Raw genomic sequence first — 15,181 nt, forward strand, 5'->3', positions numbered from 1 at the left:
TGGGTGCGTTGAACGGGCACTGCGGCGCGGAGCGCCTCCGTTGAGGGTGGTGGCGGGGGCATGGATGGAGCAACCAACGCCACATTGGGGCGCTGCTGCCCGGCGTCAGTCCCGGCCGAGGCGTACGCAGCAGAAGCCCGGCTGCGGGTCCAGCCGCGCGCGCAGCTTCTTCTCACCCACGCCGGTGAGCATGCCCTCGACCAGCCCGAGGTTCATCTCGCACACCAGGCGCGTGTGGGCCTGCGCCAGCCGGTGGAACGGGCAGTTCACCAGCACGACCTCGCCGTCCTGCGAGCGTGGCTCGAAGCCGTTGTCCTCCAGCGTGGCCACGAGGTCCCGGCCGCCGGCCGCCAGCTCGGCGCCGTGCTCGCGGGCGCACCGCGTGAGGATTTCCCGCGGCGAGCCGCCGGTTGCGTCGGCCTCCTCGACCGCCGCCGCCAGGAGCCGGCCCGCCAGCTCGTACTGGCGCTCGGGCAGCGACACGCTCACCTGACGGTCGGAGCGGCGGTACAGCTTCGCCGGGCGGCCCGCCCCCGGCCCGTTGCGGCCCGTGCGGCGCTCGTGCCCGACGGCCAGCAGCCGCTCGTCCACCAGGCGGTCGAGGTGGAACGCGACCGTCGCGCGCGGCACGCCGAGCGCCGCGGCGACGTCGTCCCGGCTCACCGGCTCCGCGCGGCGGACGACGTACTCGTACAACCGGCGCCGGGTCGGCTCGTCGAGTGCCGCGACCGCGGCCAGCGCCCCCGCCTGGGTCTCCTGCATCACCGCATTCTAAAACAAATACCTGTTGACGAAAACCCCGGGGAGCTTCTAACTTCGGTGTGACTTGATTTTAGAAGGAGGCACGTCCGTGACCGTCGAACCCGTGAGCGCCCCGATCCCGCTGCGGCACCTCGGTGTCGTTCCCGACCGCGACGCCGTCGACCTGCACGCGGCGGAGCGCGCGGTCGCCGACCTGCTGCGTGCCCTTGGCAAGGACCCGTCCTCGGAGCACCTGGACGACACCCCGCGGCGGGTGGCCCACGCCTACGCGGAAATGCTGCGGCCGCGCGACTTCCAGCTGACGACGTTCCCCAACGACGAGGGCTACGACGAGCTCGTGCTGGCGAAGAGCATCCCGGTGCAGTCGCTGTGCGAGCACCACCTGCTGCCGTTCCGCGGCGTCGCGCACGTCGGCTACCTGCCCGGCGAGCGGATCCTCGGGCTGTCGAAGCTCGCGCGCGTCGTCGAGATGTTCGCGCGCGACCTGCAGGTGCAGGAGCGGCTGACCAAGCAGGTCGCGGACTGGCTGCAGGAACACCTGGCACCGAAGGGGGTCGGCGTCGTGATCGAGGCCGAGCACCTGTGCATGTCCCTGCGCGGGGTCCGGGCGAGCGGCGCGCTGACCGTGACGTCCTCCCTGCACGGCCTGCTGCGGGAGGAACCCAAGACGCGGCAGGAGTTCTTCGCCCTGTCCGGAGTGAGCGGCTGACGGACACCTTCGCCGGCGCCGAGCCCGACCTGCCCTACGAGCGCGCGGCGGTGTTCGTCCACGACGAGCAGTGGGAGGCCGACCAGGACATCGAGGCGCTGACCGGCCGCGGCGGCTGCGGATGCCCGGCAGCGACCTCGACGGCGTCCACTACCTGCGCCGGCTCGCGCTGGCCGGGTCGTCGTGGCCGACCGGGCTGGGTCGGCCTGGCCGACCCGGCCCGGCCGCGACGGACCAGGTTCCGCGCTCAGCCGAGACGAACGCGGGCCGAGGCCAGGCCCGGCCCCTCGAGCCGGTCGTAGGCCGCGGGGCGGTTGGTCAGCAGGAGCAGGAAACTCGCCGCCGGGCCCCGCACCTCGGGGCCCGAGCCGACCGCCCAGTCCGCGTCCTCGGCGACCAGCCGGAGCCCCTTCAGGTGCTTGCGCGGGTTGAACGGGAACCGGAGCTTCCACAGGCTGCCCAGCCCCGCGACCGCGTCCTCCGGCGGGATCTCCGGCTCGTGGCCGAGGACCAGCCCGATGTCCAGCGTGTGCGTGAGCACGTCCATGATCGTCGAGTCCGCACCCGCACCCGGCGCCGGCGGCACCCGGCGCGAACCGGCGAACGTCCGCAGCTGCGCCACGATCTCCCCGGGCGGCGCGGCGGCCAGGCGCCGGGCCGACTCGCGCACCATCCGGTCGAAGCTGCCCCGGGCACGGACCGCCTCGCGCAGCCAGTCCTTCGTCCCGAACTGCGCGTTGCCCGCCAGGTGCGCCGCCACGTCGCGAATCCGCCAGCCGTCGCACAGGGACGGGCGTTCCCAGTCCTGCTCGGACAGTCCTTCGAGGAAATCCGCCAGCCGCAGCCTGCCCTGCTCCACCCCGGCCCACATCCGTGCTTCGTCCATGCGGAGTCCTTGCCTAGGAGGGGAACCGGCCGTCCTCGACGATACGAGCGGTCACGGCCCCGGAGTTCTTCCGGATTGCCGACCGCCGGGCCCCGCCGTCAGTCCTCCCGCCGGTGCCGGCCGCGGCGGGTGCCGGCGATGGCGCGGACCCGGCTCGCCAGGTCGCCCCGGTGCTCGCGGCGGGCGTACTCCAGCAACGCCTCCACCTGCTCCTGCGGCAGCCAGCCGCGGTCCGCGCCCGCCTCCAGGCGCAGCAGGTGGGTCACCAGCTCGCGGGACTCCACGTCGTGCTCGCCCGCCAGTTCGGCGAACCTGCGGGCCGCCTCCGCTTCGCCGTCGCACCAGGCCGTCATCGCCAGCAGGGTGGCCGTGGCCGCCATGATGTCGCCGCGGTGGATGCCGCCCTCCGCCGCCAGGTGCTCCGCCAGCTGGAAGCTGTGCGTGCCCACCCCGCCCGCCCCCTCCCGGCGCACCGCGTCCGCGAGTGCCCGGATCTGCCCCGTGACGTAGTCCTGCTTGACACAGTCCCCGCCCGACAACCCCGCCATGTCGTCCCCTCGTTGCCGCGCACGCGCTCCGTGCGTCACCCGACAGGTGTACTCCATCGGCGGCTGGATACGTCGAACGACCCACCCGTTACGTCCGAACAGTCCCGGATTCAGCCCGATCGGCCGGGCTCGGCCCGCCGCTGGGACATGTACACCGCCGCCGACGTGCGGCGCTCGACGCCGAGCTTGTGCAGCACCGAGGAGACGTAGTTCTTCACCGTCTTCTCGGCCAGGAACAGCCGCTCGGCGATCTGGCGGTTGGTCAGGCCCTCCGCGACCAGGTCCAGCACCCGCCGCTCCTGCGGGCTCAGCTGCTCGTACCGCGGGTCGGGGGCCGCGACGTTCTCGCCGCGCAGCTTGTTCATCACCGACGCGGTCAGCGTGGCGTCCAGCAGGGAGCCGCCGGCGGCGACCGTGCGGACCGCCTCGATCAGCGACCGGCCGGAGACCTGCTTGAGCATGTACCCGGCCGCGCCCGCCATGATCGCGCCGAACAGCGCGTCGTCGTCCGAATAGGACGTCAGCATCAGGCAGGCCGGCGGCGGGTCCACCGTGGACCGGATCTCCCGGCACACCGCCACGCCCTCTCCGTCGGGCAGCCGGACGTCGAGCACCGCCACGTCCGGGCGGGCCTGCGGGATCCGGACCAGCGCCTCGGCCGCCGTCCCCGCCTCCCCGACCACCTCGATGTCGGCTTCGGGCTCGAAGACGGTCTTCAGCCCGGTCCGGACCAGCTCGTGGTCGTCCAGCAGGAACACGCCGATCGTCATCGTCCACTCCCCTGCTCGCCGGTCATCGCCGGCAGTTCCGCCGTCCATTCCAGCCGCGCGCCGCCGTCCTCGCCTGCCGCCAGCACGCAGGTGCCGCCCCACCGGGCCGCCCGCGACGCGAGGTTGGCCAGCCCGCTGATCCGGCCGGCCTCCGGCGGCGGCCCGGCCCCGTCGTCGCGCACCACCAGCGTCAGCCGCCGGCCGAGCCGGTCCACCGTGACCTCGACCGACGACGACTTCGCGCCCGCGTGCCGGGCGACGTTCGTCAGGGCTTCGCGCAGCGACGCGATCAGGTCGGAGCGGACCGCGTCCGGGACCGCGGCGTCGAGCGGCCCGTCGAAGCCGACGCGCGGCTCGAAGCCGAGCGCGTCCCGGGCGTCGACGGCCACCCGCAGCAGCTCCGCGCGGAGGCTGCCCTGCGCCTGCGCGGGTGCCTGGAGCGAGAAGATGCTGTTGCGGATCTCCCGGATCGTGCCGTCGAGGTCCTGGGCGAACCCGGCCACCCGCGCGGCGACCCCGGCGTCGGCGATCAGCCTGCTGACGCCCTCCAGGCCGAGCCCGGTCGCGAACAGCCGCTGGATCACCAGGTCGTGCAGGTCGCGGGCGATCCGGTCGCGGTCGGAGAACACCGCCAGCTGCTGGCGGGCCTCCTGCGCCCGGGAGAACTCGACGGCGAGCGCGGCGTGCCCGGCGAACGTCTCGGCAAGCTGGACGTCGGACTCGGTGAACGGCGAGCGGTCGCGGAACTTGGCCACCACCAGCACCCCGAGCGTCTCCTCGCCGACCATCAGCGGCACCGAGATCGCCGAGTCGAGGTCCTTGACGACCGCCGGCATCCGCCCGGCGTGGTGGCGCTGCTGCTCCTGCACGTGCTCGCCGTAGTCGCGCACCACGACCGGGCGCCGGGTGGTGAACGCCATCCCGGTGGCGGTGCCCTCGGTCGGGACGGTCAGGCCCGTGAGGCGGTCGGCGTCCTCGCCCGGCGGCTCGACGACGTCGAACACGAGCCGGCCGGGGCCGTCGGGCCGGGCGATCGCGCCGGCCGTCCCGCCGGCGACGACGCGGGCGCGTTCGGCGACCAGCCGCAGCGTCGCCCGCAGGTCCTGGGCCGCGAGCAGGGCGCGGGTGACGTCGTAGGACGCCTCGAGCCAGCGTTCGCGGCGGCGCATCTGGTCGACGAGCAGGGCCTTCTCGACGGCCATCCCGGTGGCCGCGGCCAGCGCGCCGAGCACCTCGCGCTCACGACGGCCGAACTCCCCGCCGGCACCGGGCTCGACGACCAGGGTTCCGAACGTCTCGCTGCCCGCGCGGACCGGCAGCTCGACGGCGCCCGGGCCCGGCTCGCCCCGGCCGTAGTCGGCTTTTCCACCCTCGGTCAGTGTCAGCCGGCCGCGCCGGGCGCCGAGCAGCTCGCACGTCGCCGTCACCGCGCGGTCCAGCAGGGCGGGCAGCTCCAGCTCGCGGGCGATGCCGCCCACGGCGGCCAGGATCGCCGGCATGCTGATTTCGTCCGCCACTGTCCGTCGACCCCGCTGGCTCCGCTGGTTCCCCGGGCCTACCCCGGGCCGTCAAGGGTGCCACAGGCCACTGCCCGTGTCGGCCCAATCCGGTTCATCCATCCGGTGGGTCGATGACGGGCGCCCCACCGTTACGGCGATCGCGGGATCACTCCGCGTGGCAGACGATGCGGTGGCCGCTGATGGTCTCGGCCGGAACGCGCAGGAACCGCTGGAAAACCGGCGTGGGCGCCGGGCACGGGCAGGCGGGCACGCCGAGGTCGACGGCCGTGGCCTCGGTGGCGCGGCCCAGCAGGCTGACGTACCAGCCGGCGCCCAGGTCGGCGGCGAGTTCGTCGGCTTCGAACGCGACGACCGCGTCGCGCGCCCCCGCGTACAGGGGACTGCCGGGCGGGACGGCGAAGACGACGGCGTCGTCGACGACCGTGAAGCGCACCGGACGCACCGCCGGCATGGCCCGGTGGGTGAAGATCACCCGTCCGAGGCTCGCCGTCCGGAGCAAGGCGAGGCACTGCTGCCGGTCCAGCAACAGCCCGAAGCCCACGTCGTCGACCATCTCGTTCCCTGTGTTTCTCCTGTGAATTCCCCGGCCACCAGCGTGATCGCTTCACCCGGTCCGCCGATAGGGCCGTTCGGCCCGGCCGCGCGCGCCGCCGCACGCAGGCACATCCGGGCGGTTCCGGCCAGGGCCGGAAGACCCGGTTCGGGACGGTCGCCCGGCCGGTGTCGCGGCCACGCGGAGTGACCTAGCGTCGTGACCGTCCGTTGCCGGGAACGTCGCGAAAAGAGGGTGAGGCCGATGACGGCGCACTCCACCGACGGCGGCCCGCCACCCGCAACGGCCGCCGCGCTCGACCCGGAGCTCGTCCGGTCGGCGGTGCAGGGCAACCGCGCCGCGGTGGCCGCGCTGCTGCGCACGCTGCGGCCGATGGTGTTCCGCTACTGCCTCGGCCGGCTGCGCACGTGGCAGGACGGTTCGTCCGACGCCGAGGACTGCGCCCAGGACGTGCTGCTGGCGATCGTCCGCGCCCTGCCGGACTACCGCCTCGCACCCGACGGGTTCGTGCCGTTCGTGTTCGGCATCGCCGCGCACAAGGTGTCCGACTTCCACCGGCGCCGGGCGCGCGACCGCACCAGCCCGGTCGCCGAACCGCCGACCGGCCGCGCGGGCGGCGCCGGCGGCGCGGACCCGACGGGTGAGGAGGTCGAGCGGTCCGCGGCGCTCGACTGGTCGTCCGGCCTGCTCGACACGCTCCCGCCGCGCCAGCGCGAAATCCTCGTCCTGCGGATCATCCTCGGCATGACGGCGGAAGAGACGGCCGCGGCGGTCGGCCTCGGCAGCGCCGGCGCGGTCCGCGTCGCCCAGCACCGCGCGCTCACCACCCTGCGGCGCAGCCTGCTGGCCCATGACGAGGCGGCTTCCTGACCCGGTGACCGCGCGTGCGAGGATCTCCCGGTGCCGCCCCCGTGCCTGGTCGTCGTCGGCGGCCTGCCCGCGACCGGGAAGAGCACGATCTCCGCGGAACTCGCCCGCCGCACCGGCTTCGCCTTCCTGCGCATCGACACGATCGAGCAGGCGATCCTGCGCAGCACCGCACTGGCCGCGCCGCTCGGCCCGGTGGGCTACGTCGTCGCCTACGACGTCGCCGCCGACCTGCTCCGCACCGGCGTGAGCGTGATCGCCGAGTGCGTCAACCCGCTCGCCGTCACCCGGGATGCCTGGCGGGCCACGGGTTCCGCCGCCGGGGCGCGGGTGCTGGAAACCGAGGTCGTCTGTTCCGACCCGGCCGAGCACCGGCGGCGCGCGGAGACCCGCGACCCCGGCGTCCCCGGACTCGACCCGCCCACCTGGGCGGAGATCGTGGCCCGCGAATACGCACCGTGGGACCGCGAGCGGCTGGTCGTCGACACCGCCGGGCGGCCGGTCGGCGAATCGGTCTCGCTCATCACCGCGGCGCTGGCGGCCGCGGAGTTCTGAGAATGGGTCGCCGAAGGCACCATTCACCCATTTCACGGCAATTCCCGGTGAGCACCCGTACCGCGGGCATTCAACCGGCCTCACCGAGGGATACGGATGCCGGTTCACTTCGGTTCAAAGTTTTTTCCGCTGGCCTGCCACACGGAGACAATCTGCAGGTCAGCGCCGTGTTCCGCTACGGAAACACGAACCGGGCCTGACGCGTTGTAACAGTCGAAAAGAACTTCTTGCCCGGTGTCAAGCGACCGTGTAGCTTCCATAACGGAACGATAACCAGCCGGTTGACGGCGCGGCCACGGGCAGGTGGGCGCGCACCCCACTGATGTCGGGTCAGTGGACCAGCCGGGCATCGTGCCTTGCCGACGTATCACCAAACCCGTGACGCCAACCCCGCCTGTTCGGGACGAGCCTGGGCTCGTTCCCGTGCAGTGTCGCGCGTTCCCGCCAGCCCGACACCCCGGAGGATTTCCCATGTCCCGCACCCAAGGACGGCATCGGCTGTCCCGTCGGACGAAGATCGCGACCGGCGGCCTCGCCCTCGCGATCGCGGTCGGCGGCATCGTCGTCGCGACCACCACCGGCAACACCGGTGAAGCCAGCGCCGACGAGGCGAACCCCGCCTTCTTCGTCGACATCCTGAAGGTCAAGCCCAACCAGTTCGACCCGCGCCCGGTGAGCGGCGCGGCGACGGGCACGTTCACCGTCGACTGCGGCCGCAACGAGAACAAGCACTTCAACCCGGACAACTTCATCGCCCAGCCCGGCGTCCGCAACGGCGCCCAGCACCTGCACGACTACGTCGGCAACCTGTCGACGAACGCCGACTCGAACAACAAGAGCCTGCTCAAGGCCGGCACCACCTGCCGCAACGGCGACAAGTCCGCCTACTTCTGGCCCGTCGTCCGCATCGACACCGGCGAAGAGGAGAAGAACGAGCCCGCCAAGAAGCCCGACGGCGACCGGGCGCAGGCCGACCGCGAAGCGAAGACCGTCCAGGTGGCCTGCCCGGACGTCGCCAGCAAGCTGCCCGACATCCCCGACCAGGCCATGGCCGAGGTCGACGGCAACCTGGACCAGCTCGACGCCCAGAGCGACGAGGCCAACCAGCGCATCGCCGTCACCCAGGGCCAGGGCGGCCCGGACTTCGTGCGCAACGCGATCCTGAACCCGCTCAAGGACCGGCGCACCGCCATCATCGACCGGATCGCCATCGCGATCGGCCGGTTCGCCCAGAAGCCGCGTGATCTCGGCGGGCTGGCGCCGTGCGGGACGAAGCCGGGCAAGGACACCGGGACGCCCACCCCGCCGCCGAGCTCGTCGGCTCCCGGTGGCGCGCTGCCCGGGCAGGACGAGAACAACGAGCTGCCCGGCAACGACGGCGAGATCCAGCGGCCGCAGCGGGTGCAGATCACCTTCCGCGGCAGCCCGGCCGGGAAGGTCGTGGCCATGCCGCGCTTCCTGCGCGTGCTCTACGGCGACGCGAAGGTCTCGACCAACGGACCGGCCAACGCCAAGGCGAGCTGGACGTGCACCGGGTTCGAGAACCGCGTCACCGACAAGTACCCGATCTGCCCGGAAGGCAGCAAGGTCAAGCGCATCCACACGTTCCCGAGCTGCTGGGACGGCAAGAACACCGACAGCGCCAACCACCGCACGCACATCGTCTACCCGGACCGGTTCGGCCGGTGCGGCAACGGGTTCAAGGCGGTGCCGCAGCTGCAGATCTCGCTGACCTACGACATCCCGCGGGACATCCAGGTCAAGCGGCAGTACAAAGTGGACGCGTTCCCGCAGGAGAACCACAACCCGCTGTCCGACCACGACGACTTCGCCAACGTGATGTCGCAGCGGATCATGAACGGACTGGTGAACTGCGTGAACCGCGGGCGGACCTGCCGGGCGTGACTCGGCACCGGCGGCGCACCCGGGGATGGTGCGCCGCCGGTTCCCGCGCGAAGATGGCGGCATGGTCACCGGCGCGCCTTTCCCCGCGGGCAAGGTCTGGACCACATACTCGGAGACTCACCCGCGCTGACCCCCGACCTCCGGGTCGACCGTGAAGGCCTTCTCGACGGCTGTGCCGCTGAGGAGGCCTTGCGTCGTCATGCCCGTGCGGGCCTCCGCACGGCCCATGCGGAACGCACGAACCGGAGGTGCGCACCGCATTCCAGAAGACGTCACGGCGCACACTCGGAACCCATATTTGTTCACGTCACCCCGACCCGGTGACACCTCACCGGAACCCGTTGAAGGAGGAACTTTCGCCAGGTAGCAGTCACAACCACACCGCCGGCGTGCCGCGGCCCCCGCTCCCGGGCCGCGGCACGGCCCCGTCCGGCTCTTTCCGATCGAGGGGTTCGCCATGCCCGACCACATCCGCCCGCAACTGACCGGGATCGAGCTCCACGCCCTCGAACCCGGACTGTGCCTGCTCAGCACGCCGAACGGCGGCCAGTTCCCGATCACCGCCCCGGTGGCGGAGGTCCGGGGGTGGCTCGACCGGTGCGACGGCACCCGCACCCGCGAGAAGCTGCTGGCCGGGATGGACCCCGGCTACGCGGAGGTGCTCGACTTCCTCGAGGCGGACGCCTGCCTGCGCGCGGACCAGGACGCCGGTGCCCGCCGCCTCGCCGCGACCACGGTGCTGCTCGCCGGGGCGCCGGAGCTGACCGAACCCCTCGCGGGCCTCCTCGCGCCGTCCGGTTACGCGCGGATCGCCCGGCTCACCGGCCTCGACCACCCCTTCCCGGTGGCTCCCGCGGACACGATCGTCGTCGCCGCGTTCACCCATCCGGCCTATGCCGAGCTGACCGCGCTGGAGGCCTTCTGCGCCGACCGCGGGGTGCGCTTCCTCCCCTTCCGCTGCGAACGCGGCCAGGGGATCGCCGGGCCCGCGGTCACCCCCGGCTCCGGCCCCGACTTCGCCGACGCGCTGGCCCGCCGCCGCTCCGCCGCCCCCGACCCGCGGGTGCTCGACGCCTTCGCCGCCGCCGGTGCCCCGCCCGGCCCGCGGTTCCGGCCCGGGGAGACCCGCTGGCTGCTCACCGCCCTCGCCGTCCAGCTCGAACGCTGGGCCTCCGGTGCGCCCGCCGAGACCACGACCGGCGAACTCGAACTCGACCCCGTCCGGCTGCGGGTGCTCTCCCGGCCCGTGCTGCCCGTGCCCGACCGGCCCCGGCCGGTGGTGGTGGCGCACGGGCCGCGGCCCGACCTGCTCGTCGACGACCGCACGGGGATCGTCACCGCGGTCCGCGAACTGCCCGCCGCGCCGGGCATGCCCGCCCGCCTGAAGGTGTGCGCGGTCGACGTCGCCGACCTGCCCCACGACAGTCAGGCGTCCGGCACGTCGTGGCACGACTTCGAACCCGCCCGCGACTCCGCGATCGGCGCGGCCGTGGCGCGCTACTGCGGCAGCCGGCTCGGGCCGGAACGCCGGATCCGCCACGCCAGTTACGACCGGCTGCGCCGCGACGGCGTCCCGGCCCTCGACCCACGCCGCCTGAACCTCTACTCGGCACGGCAGTACGCGAGCGCAGGTTTCCCGTTCGCGCCGTTCACGACCGACGTCGAGTGCGCTTGGGTGGAAGGCTTTTCGCACACGACACAGGACCCGATCTGGGTCCCGGCGTGCCTCGTCTCGGCCGAGCCCGAACCCGGCGGCCCGCGGTTCACCGGCCCGGTGACCGCCGGGCTCGCCGGCGGCACCAGCGTGGAAGACGCCGTAACCTCCGGCCTCGAAGAGGTCCTGGCACGCGACACGACCATGGTCTGGTGGGCCAACACGCCCCGGCTGCGCCGGCTGTCCGTCCCGGCGGAGATCCGGGCACTGGTCGCCGACACCGCCGACACCTACGACGTCACCCTCATCCCGCTGGACAACGAGTTCGACGTCCCGATCGTCGCCGCCGCGGTGTTCGACCGGACCCGGCGCCGGCTGTCGATCGGGTTGGCGACCCGGCCCGACGCGTTCGAAGCGGCCAAGAAGGCGCTCGCCGAAGGGTTCACCCTCCAGCACACCTACCGCACCCTCGACGACGAGCGCGCGCCGGCCGGCCGGCGGTACCCGGGCCACCTCAAGCCCTACCGCGCCGACCGCCGCTACCTCGACTCCTACCGCGAAGACTTCGCCGACGTCGTGGACCCGGCGTGCCGGCAGCAGATCCACCTCGACCCCCGAGCCGCGGCGCGGGTGGCGCCGTGGGTGCGCAACCTCCCGGTGCGGACCTGGGAGGGCCTCCCGTCCCTGGGCGAGCGGCGGCTCAAGGCCTACCAGGAACGCGTCGAGGAGCGCGGGTTCGAGGTGATCAGCGTCGACCGCACCACCCGCGACGTCGAGGCCGCCGGCTTCCACGCCGCGCACACCCTGGTGCCGGGTCTGGTGCCGAACCTCCCGGCCGGCATCCCGTGCTGGGGCGACGGCCGGATCCGCCGAGCCGCGGTCGACCTCGGCTGGCGGTCCACGCCCCTGCCCGAAGAGGGGTTGAACGTCTTCCCGCTTCCCCACGCCTGAGGAGCCGCACCCCATTTCCGGGCAACGCGCGAGCGTAACGCGGAACCCGGCCGAGGCGACTCACGGACGACCGGACCCGGGGAGGAAGCATGGCGAAACGTCTGGTGATCTGCTGCGACGGGACGTGGAACAGCCTCCGCCAGCCGGCTCCGACCAACGTCGGCCAGCTCCAGGCCGTGGTCGCGCCCGCCGATCCGGCCGGCACGGAACAGCGGGTGTACTACCGCGAAGGGGTCGGTACCGGAAAGCTGTGGGACCGCATCACCGGTGGCGCTTTCGGCGTCGGGCTCTCGGCGAACGTGAAGGACGCCTACCGTTTCGTCGCCGAAAACTACGAACCCGGTGACGAACTTTTCTTCTTCGGCTTCAGTCGCGGCGCCTACACCGCGCGCAGCGTCGTGGGCTTCATCCGCAACTGCGGCGTCCTGCACCCCGGCGAGCTCGGCCGGCTCGAGGAGGCCTACGGGCTGTACCGCGCTCGCGACCGGGCGACGTCCGGTCCGGACAGCCCGCGGGCCCGCGAGTTCCGCGCGAAGTACGCCCGCGAAGACCGGACGCCGATCCGGTTCGTCGGGGTCTGGGACACCGTCGGTGCGCTGGGCATCCCGCTCAGCGGCGGCCGGCTGATCCACCTGCTGAACAAGCGCTGGCAGTTCCACGACATGGAGCTGACGTCGATCGTGCAGGCGGCGTTCCAGGCGCTGGCGGTGGACGAGCACCGCAAGTCGTTCAGCCCGGCCGTGTGGGCGCCGTCGAAGGCCTCGAACGGCCAGCTCCGCGAACAGGTCTGGTTCGCCGGCGCCCACTCCGACGTCGGTGGCGGCTACCGGCAGCCTGCGCTGTCGAACCTCGCCCTGCGGTGGATGGCCGACCGGGCCGAGCGGTGCGGCTTGGCGTTCGAAGACGACGCCTTCGGCCACCTGGCCGCCCGCGACGAACTCGGCGAACTGCACAATTCGCTCAACGGGTTCTTCCGGTGGTTCGGCTCGGCGAACCGCGTCATCGGCCGCGCGGACCCGGCGACGGAGTTCGCGGGGTCGTGCGCGCTGCACCGCAGTGAGCAGATGCAGCCGCCGTACCGGCCGGGCAACCTGCTCGCGTACCTGGCGGACCCGGCGCACCGGATCATGAAGGTGTGAGACGCGCCCGGGCCCCTGTCCGAGGGAGGCGGACAGGGGCCCGTGCGCGGTCAGCGGGTCAGTGGTTGATCTTGAACCACGGCTGCGCCCAGCCGAGGTAGGTCTGGCCCCACTTGCTCTTGATCTGGGCGATCGTGGTCTCGGTGTAGCTGCCGTAGCCGTTGATGTCGTTCGACAGGAACTTGCCGTCGCCGATGGAGATCATCGTGTGGCCGGCGCCGCTGCTCTTGAAGTAGGCGAGGCCGCCCGCCGGGACCTGGTAGTCACCCGCGTGCTTGAACGAGGCCGGGATCTGGGTCCAGTGGATGTAGGCCGTCTCCGAGCCGGACGCGGACCAGCCGTAGTTCTGGGCGTTGATCCGGTCGCACCAGCCCTCGTAGGAGTCGAGGTCGTTCGTGTGGATGCGGGTCTTGGCGTAGGCCACGGCCTGCGCGCAGGTCTTCGGGTTGCCGGTGCCCGCGGTGGAGCAGGTCAGCGTCGAGCCCGCGCAGTCCGGGGCGACCCGGCCGTCGGAGCCGGTGTAGACGTAGGCGTCGCTGATGTAGCCGTCGCCCACCTTGTCCCAGATGTCCGAGGTGCCGTACTTGCCGTCGACCGTGGAGCCGTTGGTCTGGCAGGTGATGGTCACGGCGGTGCCGTCGGCGATGCTGCCGATGGAGCCCGCGGTGGCGCTCGGGCTGGACCGCACGGTCAGCGGCGCACCCGAGTCGGTGTGCACGGTGCCCGTGGCCGCGAACGCCGGGCCCGCGCCGGCGACCACGAGCGCCGCGGCGATGCCGGCCACCCCGGCCAGCCGCTTCACGATCCCCAAGTTCATTGTTCTGTCCTCCAGTATTCGGTGTGGGAACAGAATGGGGACCGCCGGTACAAGGCGCGTACAAACCGCGGCCGGACTTCTGGAGATACGGCAAAGCGGACGAAATCCCGGTCAGGCCAGGTATTCCGCGGCCGCGCGGAGGCTGACCCAGGAGCCGCTGAAGGTGTCGATCCGCGGGCCACCGCCGGGTCCGGGTACGCCCGTTTCCACGCGGATGTACTCGAGCCCGGACAGGGCGTCGAGCAGCGCGCGGACCTTCGGGTGCCGGTGCGCCTCCCGCGTCACCACGACGACGCTGCGAAACCCCTTCGCCCCTTCGAGCACCGCGTCGGCGTCGTCCGGCGTCGCGGTCATCGCCCGGCTGCCCGGCACGAGCTCGGCCAGGTGCGCGCCGAGGCCCCACGGCATCGGCCCGGCCGCGATGGTCGGCTCGGTCTGGACGTCGACCACCAGCGCCGGCCCGGCCAACCGCGGCTCACCCTGGATGCGCAGCGCCTTGCGGGCCGCTTCCAGGCCGAGCCGCCGGTCGACCGGGCCCACCGACGCCGGGGCCGGGTCGGTGCCCAGCGCCGCCGTCCGCGCCGCCGCCTCCGCCAGCCGCTCCAGGGGCAGCTCCCCCGCCGCGACCGCGGCCACGATCGCCGTCACGCAGGCGTCCAGGTGTGCGGCTTCGAAGGCCGCGCCACCGAGGCACAGCGCGTCCGCCCCGGCCGCCAGGGCCCGCACCGCCGAGCGGCCGAGGCCGTCGTGGCGCCCGTATGCCCCGGACACCGCGCCCATCTCCAGCGCGTCGGTGATCACCGCGCCGGTGAAGCCGAGTTCGCCGCGCAGGACGTCGGTGAGGGCGGTGCGGTTGAGCGTGGCCGGCTCGTCGCCCCAGGCCCGGACGACCAGGTGACCGGACATCACCGAGCGCACCCCGGCCCGGATTGCCGCGGCGAACGGGACCAGCTCGATCTCCCGCAGCTCTTCGACGGTCCGCGGCAGCACCGGCAGGGCCACGTGCGAATCCTCGGTCGCGGCGCCGTGGCCCGGGAAGTGCTTCGCGCAGGCCGCCACGCCGTACTTCTGCAACCCGGTCACGTAGGCCGCGACGTGCGGCGACGCCTTCGCCGGGTCGGCCCCGAACGCCCGGACGCCGATGATCGGGTCCTCGGCGGCCAGGGTGAGGTCCGCGCACGGCGCGAGGTTCACCGTGACGCCGCACGCGGCCAGCCGCTCGCCGAGGGCGGCGGCGACCGCCGTCGTCAGCTCCGGGTCGTCCGCGGCGCCGAGGGCCAGCGGGCCCGGCACGAACGACCCCGTGTTGACGTCGAGGCGGGTGACGTCGCCGCCCTCCTCGTCGATGCCGACCACGACGCCGTCCCGCGCACTCCGCAGCTGGGCGGTCAGGGCGGCGACCTGCTCGTCGTCGACGACGTTGCGGCCGAACAGGACCACCCCGCCGAGCCCCTCGGCGATCCGGCGGCGCAGCCAGTCCGGCGCGGTCGTGCCGGCGAACCCGGGCAGGAGGACGGCTTCGGCGAGCTTCTCGGGAGAACTCAA

General features: G+C 73.1%; 14 protein-coding genes. 6 read left to right on the top strand and 8 right to left on the bottom strand.

The window, feature by feature from the left end; all coding sequences use genetic code 11:
- Positions 1-105: 105 nt before the first annotated feature.
- Positions 106-762 carry a helix-turn-helix transcriptional regulator gene (locus BLW76_RS27620; RefSeq protein WP_208613397.1) on the bottom strand — a complete coding sequence of 219 codons (657 nt, stop codon included), beginning with the start codon at positions 760-762 and terminating at the stop codon, positions 106-108.
- Positions 763-877: 115 nt separating this feature from the next.
- Here BLW76_RS27620 and folE point away from each other — a divergent pair, with 115 nt between their 5' ends.
- Positions 878-1,471: a GTP cyclohydrolase I FolE gene (gene folE, locus BLW76_RS27625; RefSeq protein WP_425266059.1), complete on the top strand. Its 594-nt coding sequence runs from the start codon at positions 878-880 to the stop codon at positions 1,469-1,471.
- A gap of 247 nt (positions 1,472-1,718) precedes the next feature.
- Here the strand turns inward: folE and BLW76_RS27630 are convergent, their stop codons facing one another.
- The 5 genes from BLW76_RS27630 to BLW76_RS27650 form a co-directional block, all read right to left on the bottom strand.
- The gene (locus BLW76_RS27630; RefSeq protein WP_091312576.1) at positions 1,719-2,357 is read right to left on the bottom strand and encodes a maleylpyruvate isomerase family mycothiol-dependent enzyme; all 639 of its coding nucleotides are present in this window, start codon (positions 2,355-2,357) and stop codon (positions 1,719-1,721) included.
- Positions 2,358-2,455: 98 nt separating this feature from the next.
- Positions 2,456-2,905, bottom strand: coding sequence for a hypothetical protein (locus BLW76_RS27635; protein ID WP_091312578.1), 450 nt, complete (start codon positions 2,903-2,905; stop codon positions 2,456-2,458).
- Positions 2,906-3,015: 110 nt separating this feature from the next.
- On the bottom strand, positions 3,016-3,675 hold the full coding sequence (locus BLW76_RS27640) for a response regulator (RefSeq protein ID WP_091312581.1): 660 nt from the start codon (positions 3,673-3,675) through the stop codon (positions 3,016-3,018).
- Entirely contained in the window at positions 3,672-5,174 is a 1,503-nt protein-coding gene (locus BLW76_RS27645; RefSeq protein ID WP_091319954.1) for a GAF domain-containing sensor histidine kinase, read from the bottom strand. The genes BLW76_RS27640 and BLW76_RS27645 overlap by 4 nt, the downstream gene beginning before the upstream one ends.
- Positions 5,175-5,340: 166 nt before the next feature.
- Positions 5,341-5,748 carry a pyridoxamine 5'-phosphate oxidase family protein gene (locus BLW76_RS27650; RefSeq protein WP_091312583.1) on the bottom strand — a complete coding sequence of 136 codons (408 nt, stop codon included), beginning with the start codon at positions 5,746-5,748 and terminating at the stop codon, positions 5,341-5,343.
- 243 nt (positions 5,749-5,991) lie between these two features.
- Here BLW76_RS27650 and BLW76_RS27655 point away from each other — a divergent pair, with 243 nt between their 5' ends.
- The 5 genes from BLW76_RS27655 (at position 5,992) to BLW76_RS27675 (ending at position 12,819) form a co-directional block, all read left to right on the top strand.
- A complete protein-coding gene (locus tag BLW76_RS27655) occupies positions 5,992-6,618 on the top strand; it encodes a sigma-70 family RNA polymerase sigma factor (RefSeq protein WP_208613398.1) in 627 nt (208 codons plus the stop codon).
- A 30-nt stretch (positions 6,619-6,648) separates the two neighbouring features.
- Positions 6,649-7,170 (top strand): P-loop nucleotide/nucleoside kinase family protein, encoded by a 522-nt coding sequence (locus BLW76_RS27660; RefSeq protein WP_208613399.1) that lies wholly within the window; start codon positions 6,649-6,651, stop codon positions 7,168-7,170.
- 471 nt (positions 7,171-7,641) lie between these two features.
- Complete coding sequence (locus BLW76_RS27665; RefSeq protein WP_091312586.1) at positions 7,642-9,075, top strand: DUF1996 domain-containing protein; 1,434 nt, start codon at positions 7,642-7,644, stop codon at positions 9,073-9,075.
- Positions 9,076-9,532: 457 nt separating this feature from the next.
- A complete protein-coding gene (locus BLW76_RS27670) occupies positions 9,533-11,680 on the top strand; it encodes a YcaO-like family protein (RefSeq protein WP_091312589.1) in 2,148 nt (715 codons plus the stop codon).
- Positions 11,681-11,769: 89 nt separating this feature from the next.
- The gene (locus BLW76_RS27675) at positions 11,770-12,819 is read left to right on the top strand and encodes a DUF2235 domain-containing protein (RefSeq protein ID WP_091312591.1); all 1,050 of its coding nucleotides are present in this window, start codon (positions 11,770-11,772) and stop codon (positions 12,817-12,819) included.
- A 58-nt stretch (positions 12,820-12,877) separates the two neighbouring features.
- On the opposite strand, the gene BLW76_RS27680 is transcribed toward BLW76_RS27675, so the two are convergent.
- Positions 12,878-13,636, bottom strand: a complete 759-nt coding sequence (locus tag BLW76_RS27680; protein ID WP_091312592.1) for a hypothetical protein — start codon at positions 13,634-13,636, stop codon at positions 12,878-12,880.
- Positions 13,637-13,747: 111 nt separating this feature from the next.
- On the bottom strand, positions 13,748-15,181 hold the full coding sequence (locus tag BLW76_RS27685) for a glycoside hydrolase family 3 protein (RefSeq protein WP_091312595.1): 1,434 nt from the start codon (positions 15,179-15,181) through the stop codon (positions 13,748-13,750).

Source organism: Amycolatopsis tolypomycina, from assembly GCF_900105945.1.
Lineage (GTDB): Bacteria > Actinomycetota > Actinomycetes > Mycobacteriales > Pseudonocardiaceae > Amycolatopsis > Amycolatopsis tolypomycina.

Bases quoted from the DNA above. Each gene is read 5' to 3' on its own strand.
- BLW76_RS27620 (WP_208613397.1), bottom strand. From the start codon at position 762: ATGCAGGAGACCCAGGCGGGGGCGCTGGCCGCGGTCGCGGCACTCGAC.
- BLW76_RS27630 (WP_091312576.1), bottom strand. From the start codon at position 2,357: ATGGACGAAGCACGGATGTGGGCCGGGGTGGAGCAGGGCAGGCTGCGG.
- BLW76_RS27635 (WP_091312578.1), bottom strand. From the start codon at position 2,905: ATGGCGGGGTTGTCGGGCGGGGACTGTGTCAAGCAGGACTACGTCACG.
- BLW76_RS27640 (WP_091312581.1), bottom strand. From the start codon at position 3,675: ATGACGATCGGCGTGTTCCTGCTGGACGACCACGAGCTGGTCCGGACC.
- BLW76_RS27645 (WP_091319954.1), bottom strand. From the start codon at position 5,174: ATGCCGGCGATCCTGGCCGCCGTGGGCGGCATCGCCCGCGAGCTGGAG.
- BLW76_RS27650 (WP_091312583.1), bottom strand. From the start codon at position 5,748: ATGGTCGACGACGTGGGCTTCGGGCTGTTGCTGGACCGGCAGCAGTGC.
- BLW76_RS27655 (WP_208613398.1), top strand. From the start codon at position 5,992: ATGACGGCGCACTCCACCGACGGCGGCCCGCCACCCGCAACGGCCGCC.
- BLW76_RS27665 (WP_091312586.1), top strand. From the start codon at position 7,642: ATGTCCCGCACCCAAGGACGGCATCGGCTGTCCCGTCGGACGAAGATC.
- BLW76_RS27670 (WP_091312589.1), top strand. From the start codon at position 9,533: ATGCCCGACCACATCCGCCCGCAACTGACCGGGATCGAGCTCCACGCC.
- BLW76_RS27675 (WP_091312591.1), top strand. From the start codon at position 11,770: ATGGCGAAACGTCTGGTGATCTGCTGCGACGGGACGTGGAACAGCCTC.
- BLW76_RS27680 (WP_091312592.1), bottom strand. From the start codon at position 13,636: ATGAACTTGGGGATCGTGAAGCGGCTGGCCGGGGTGGCCGGCATCGCC.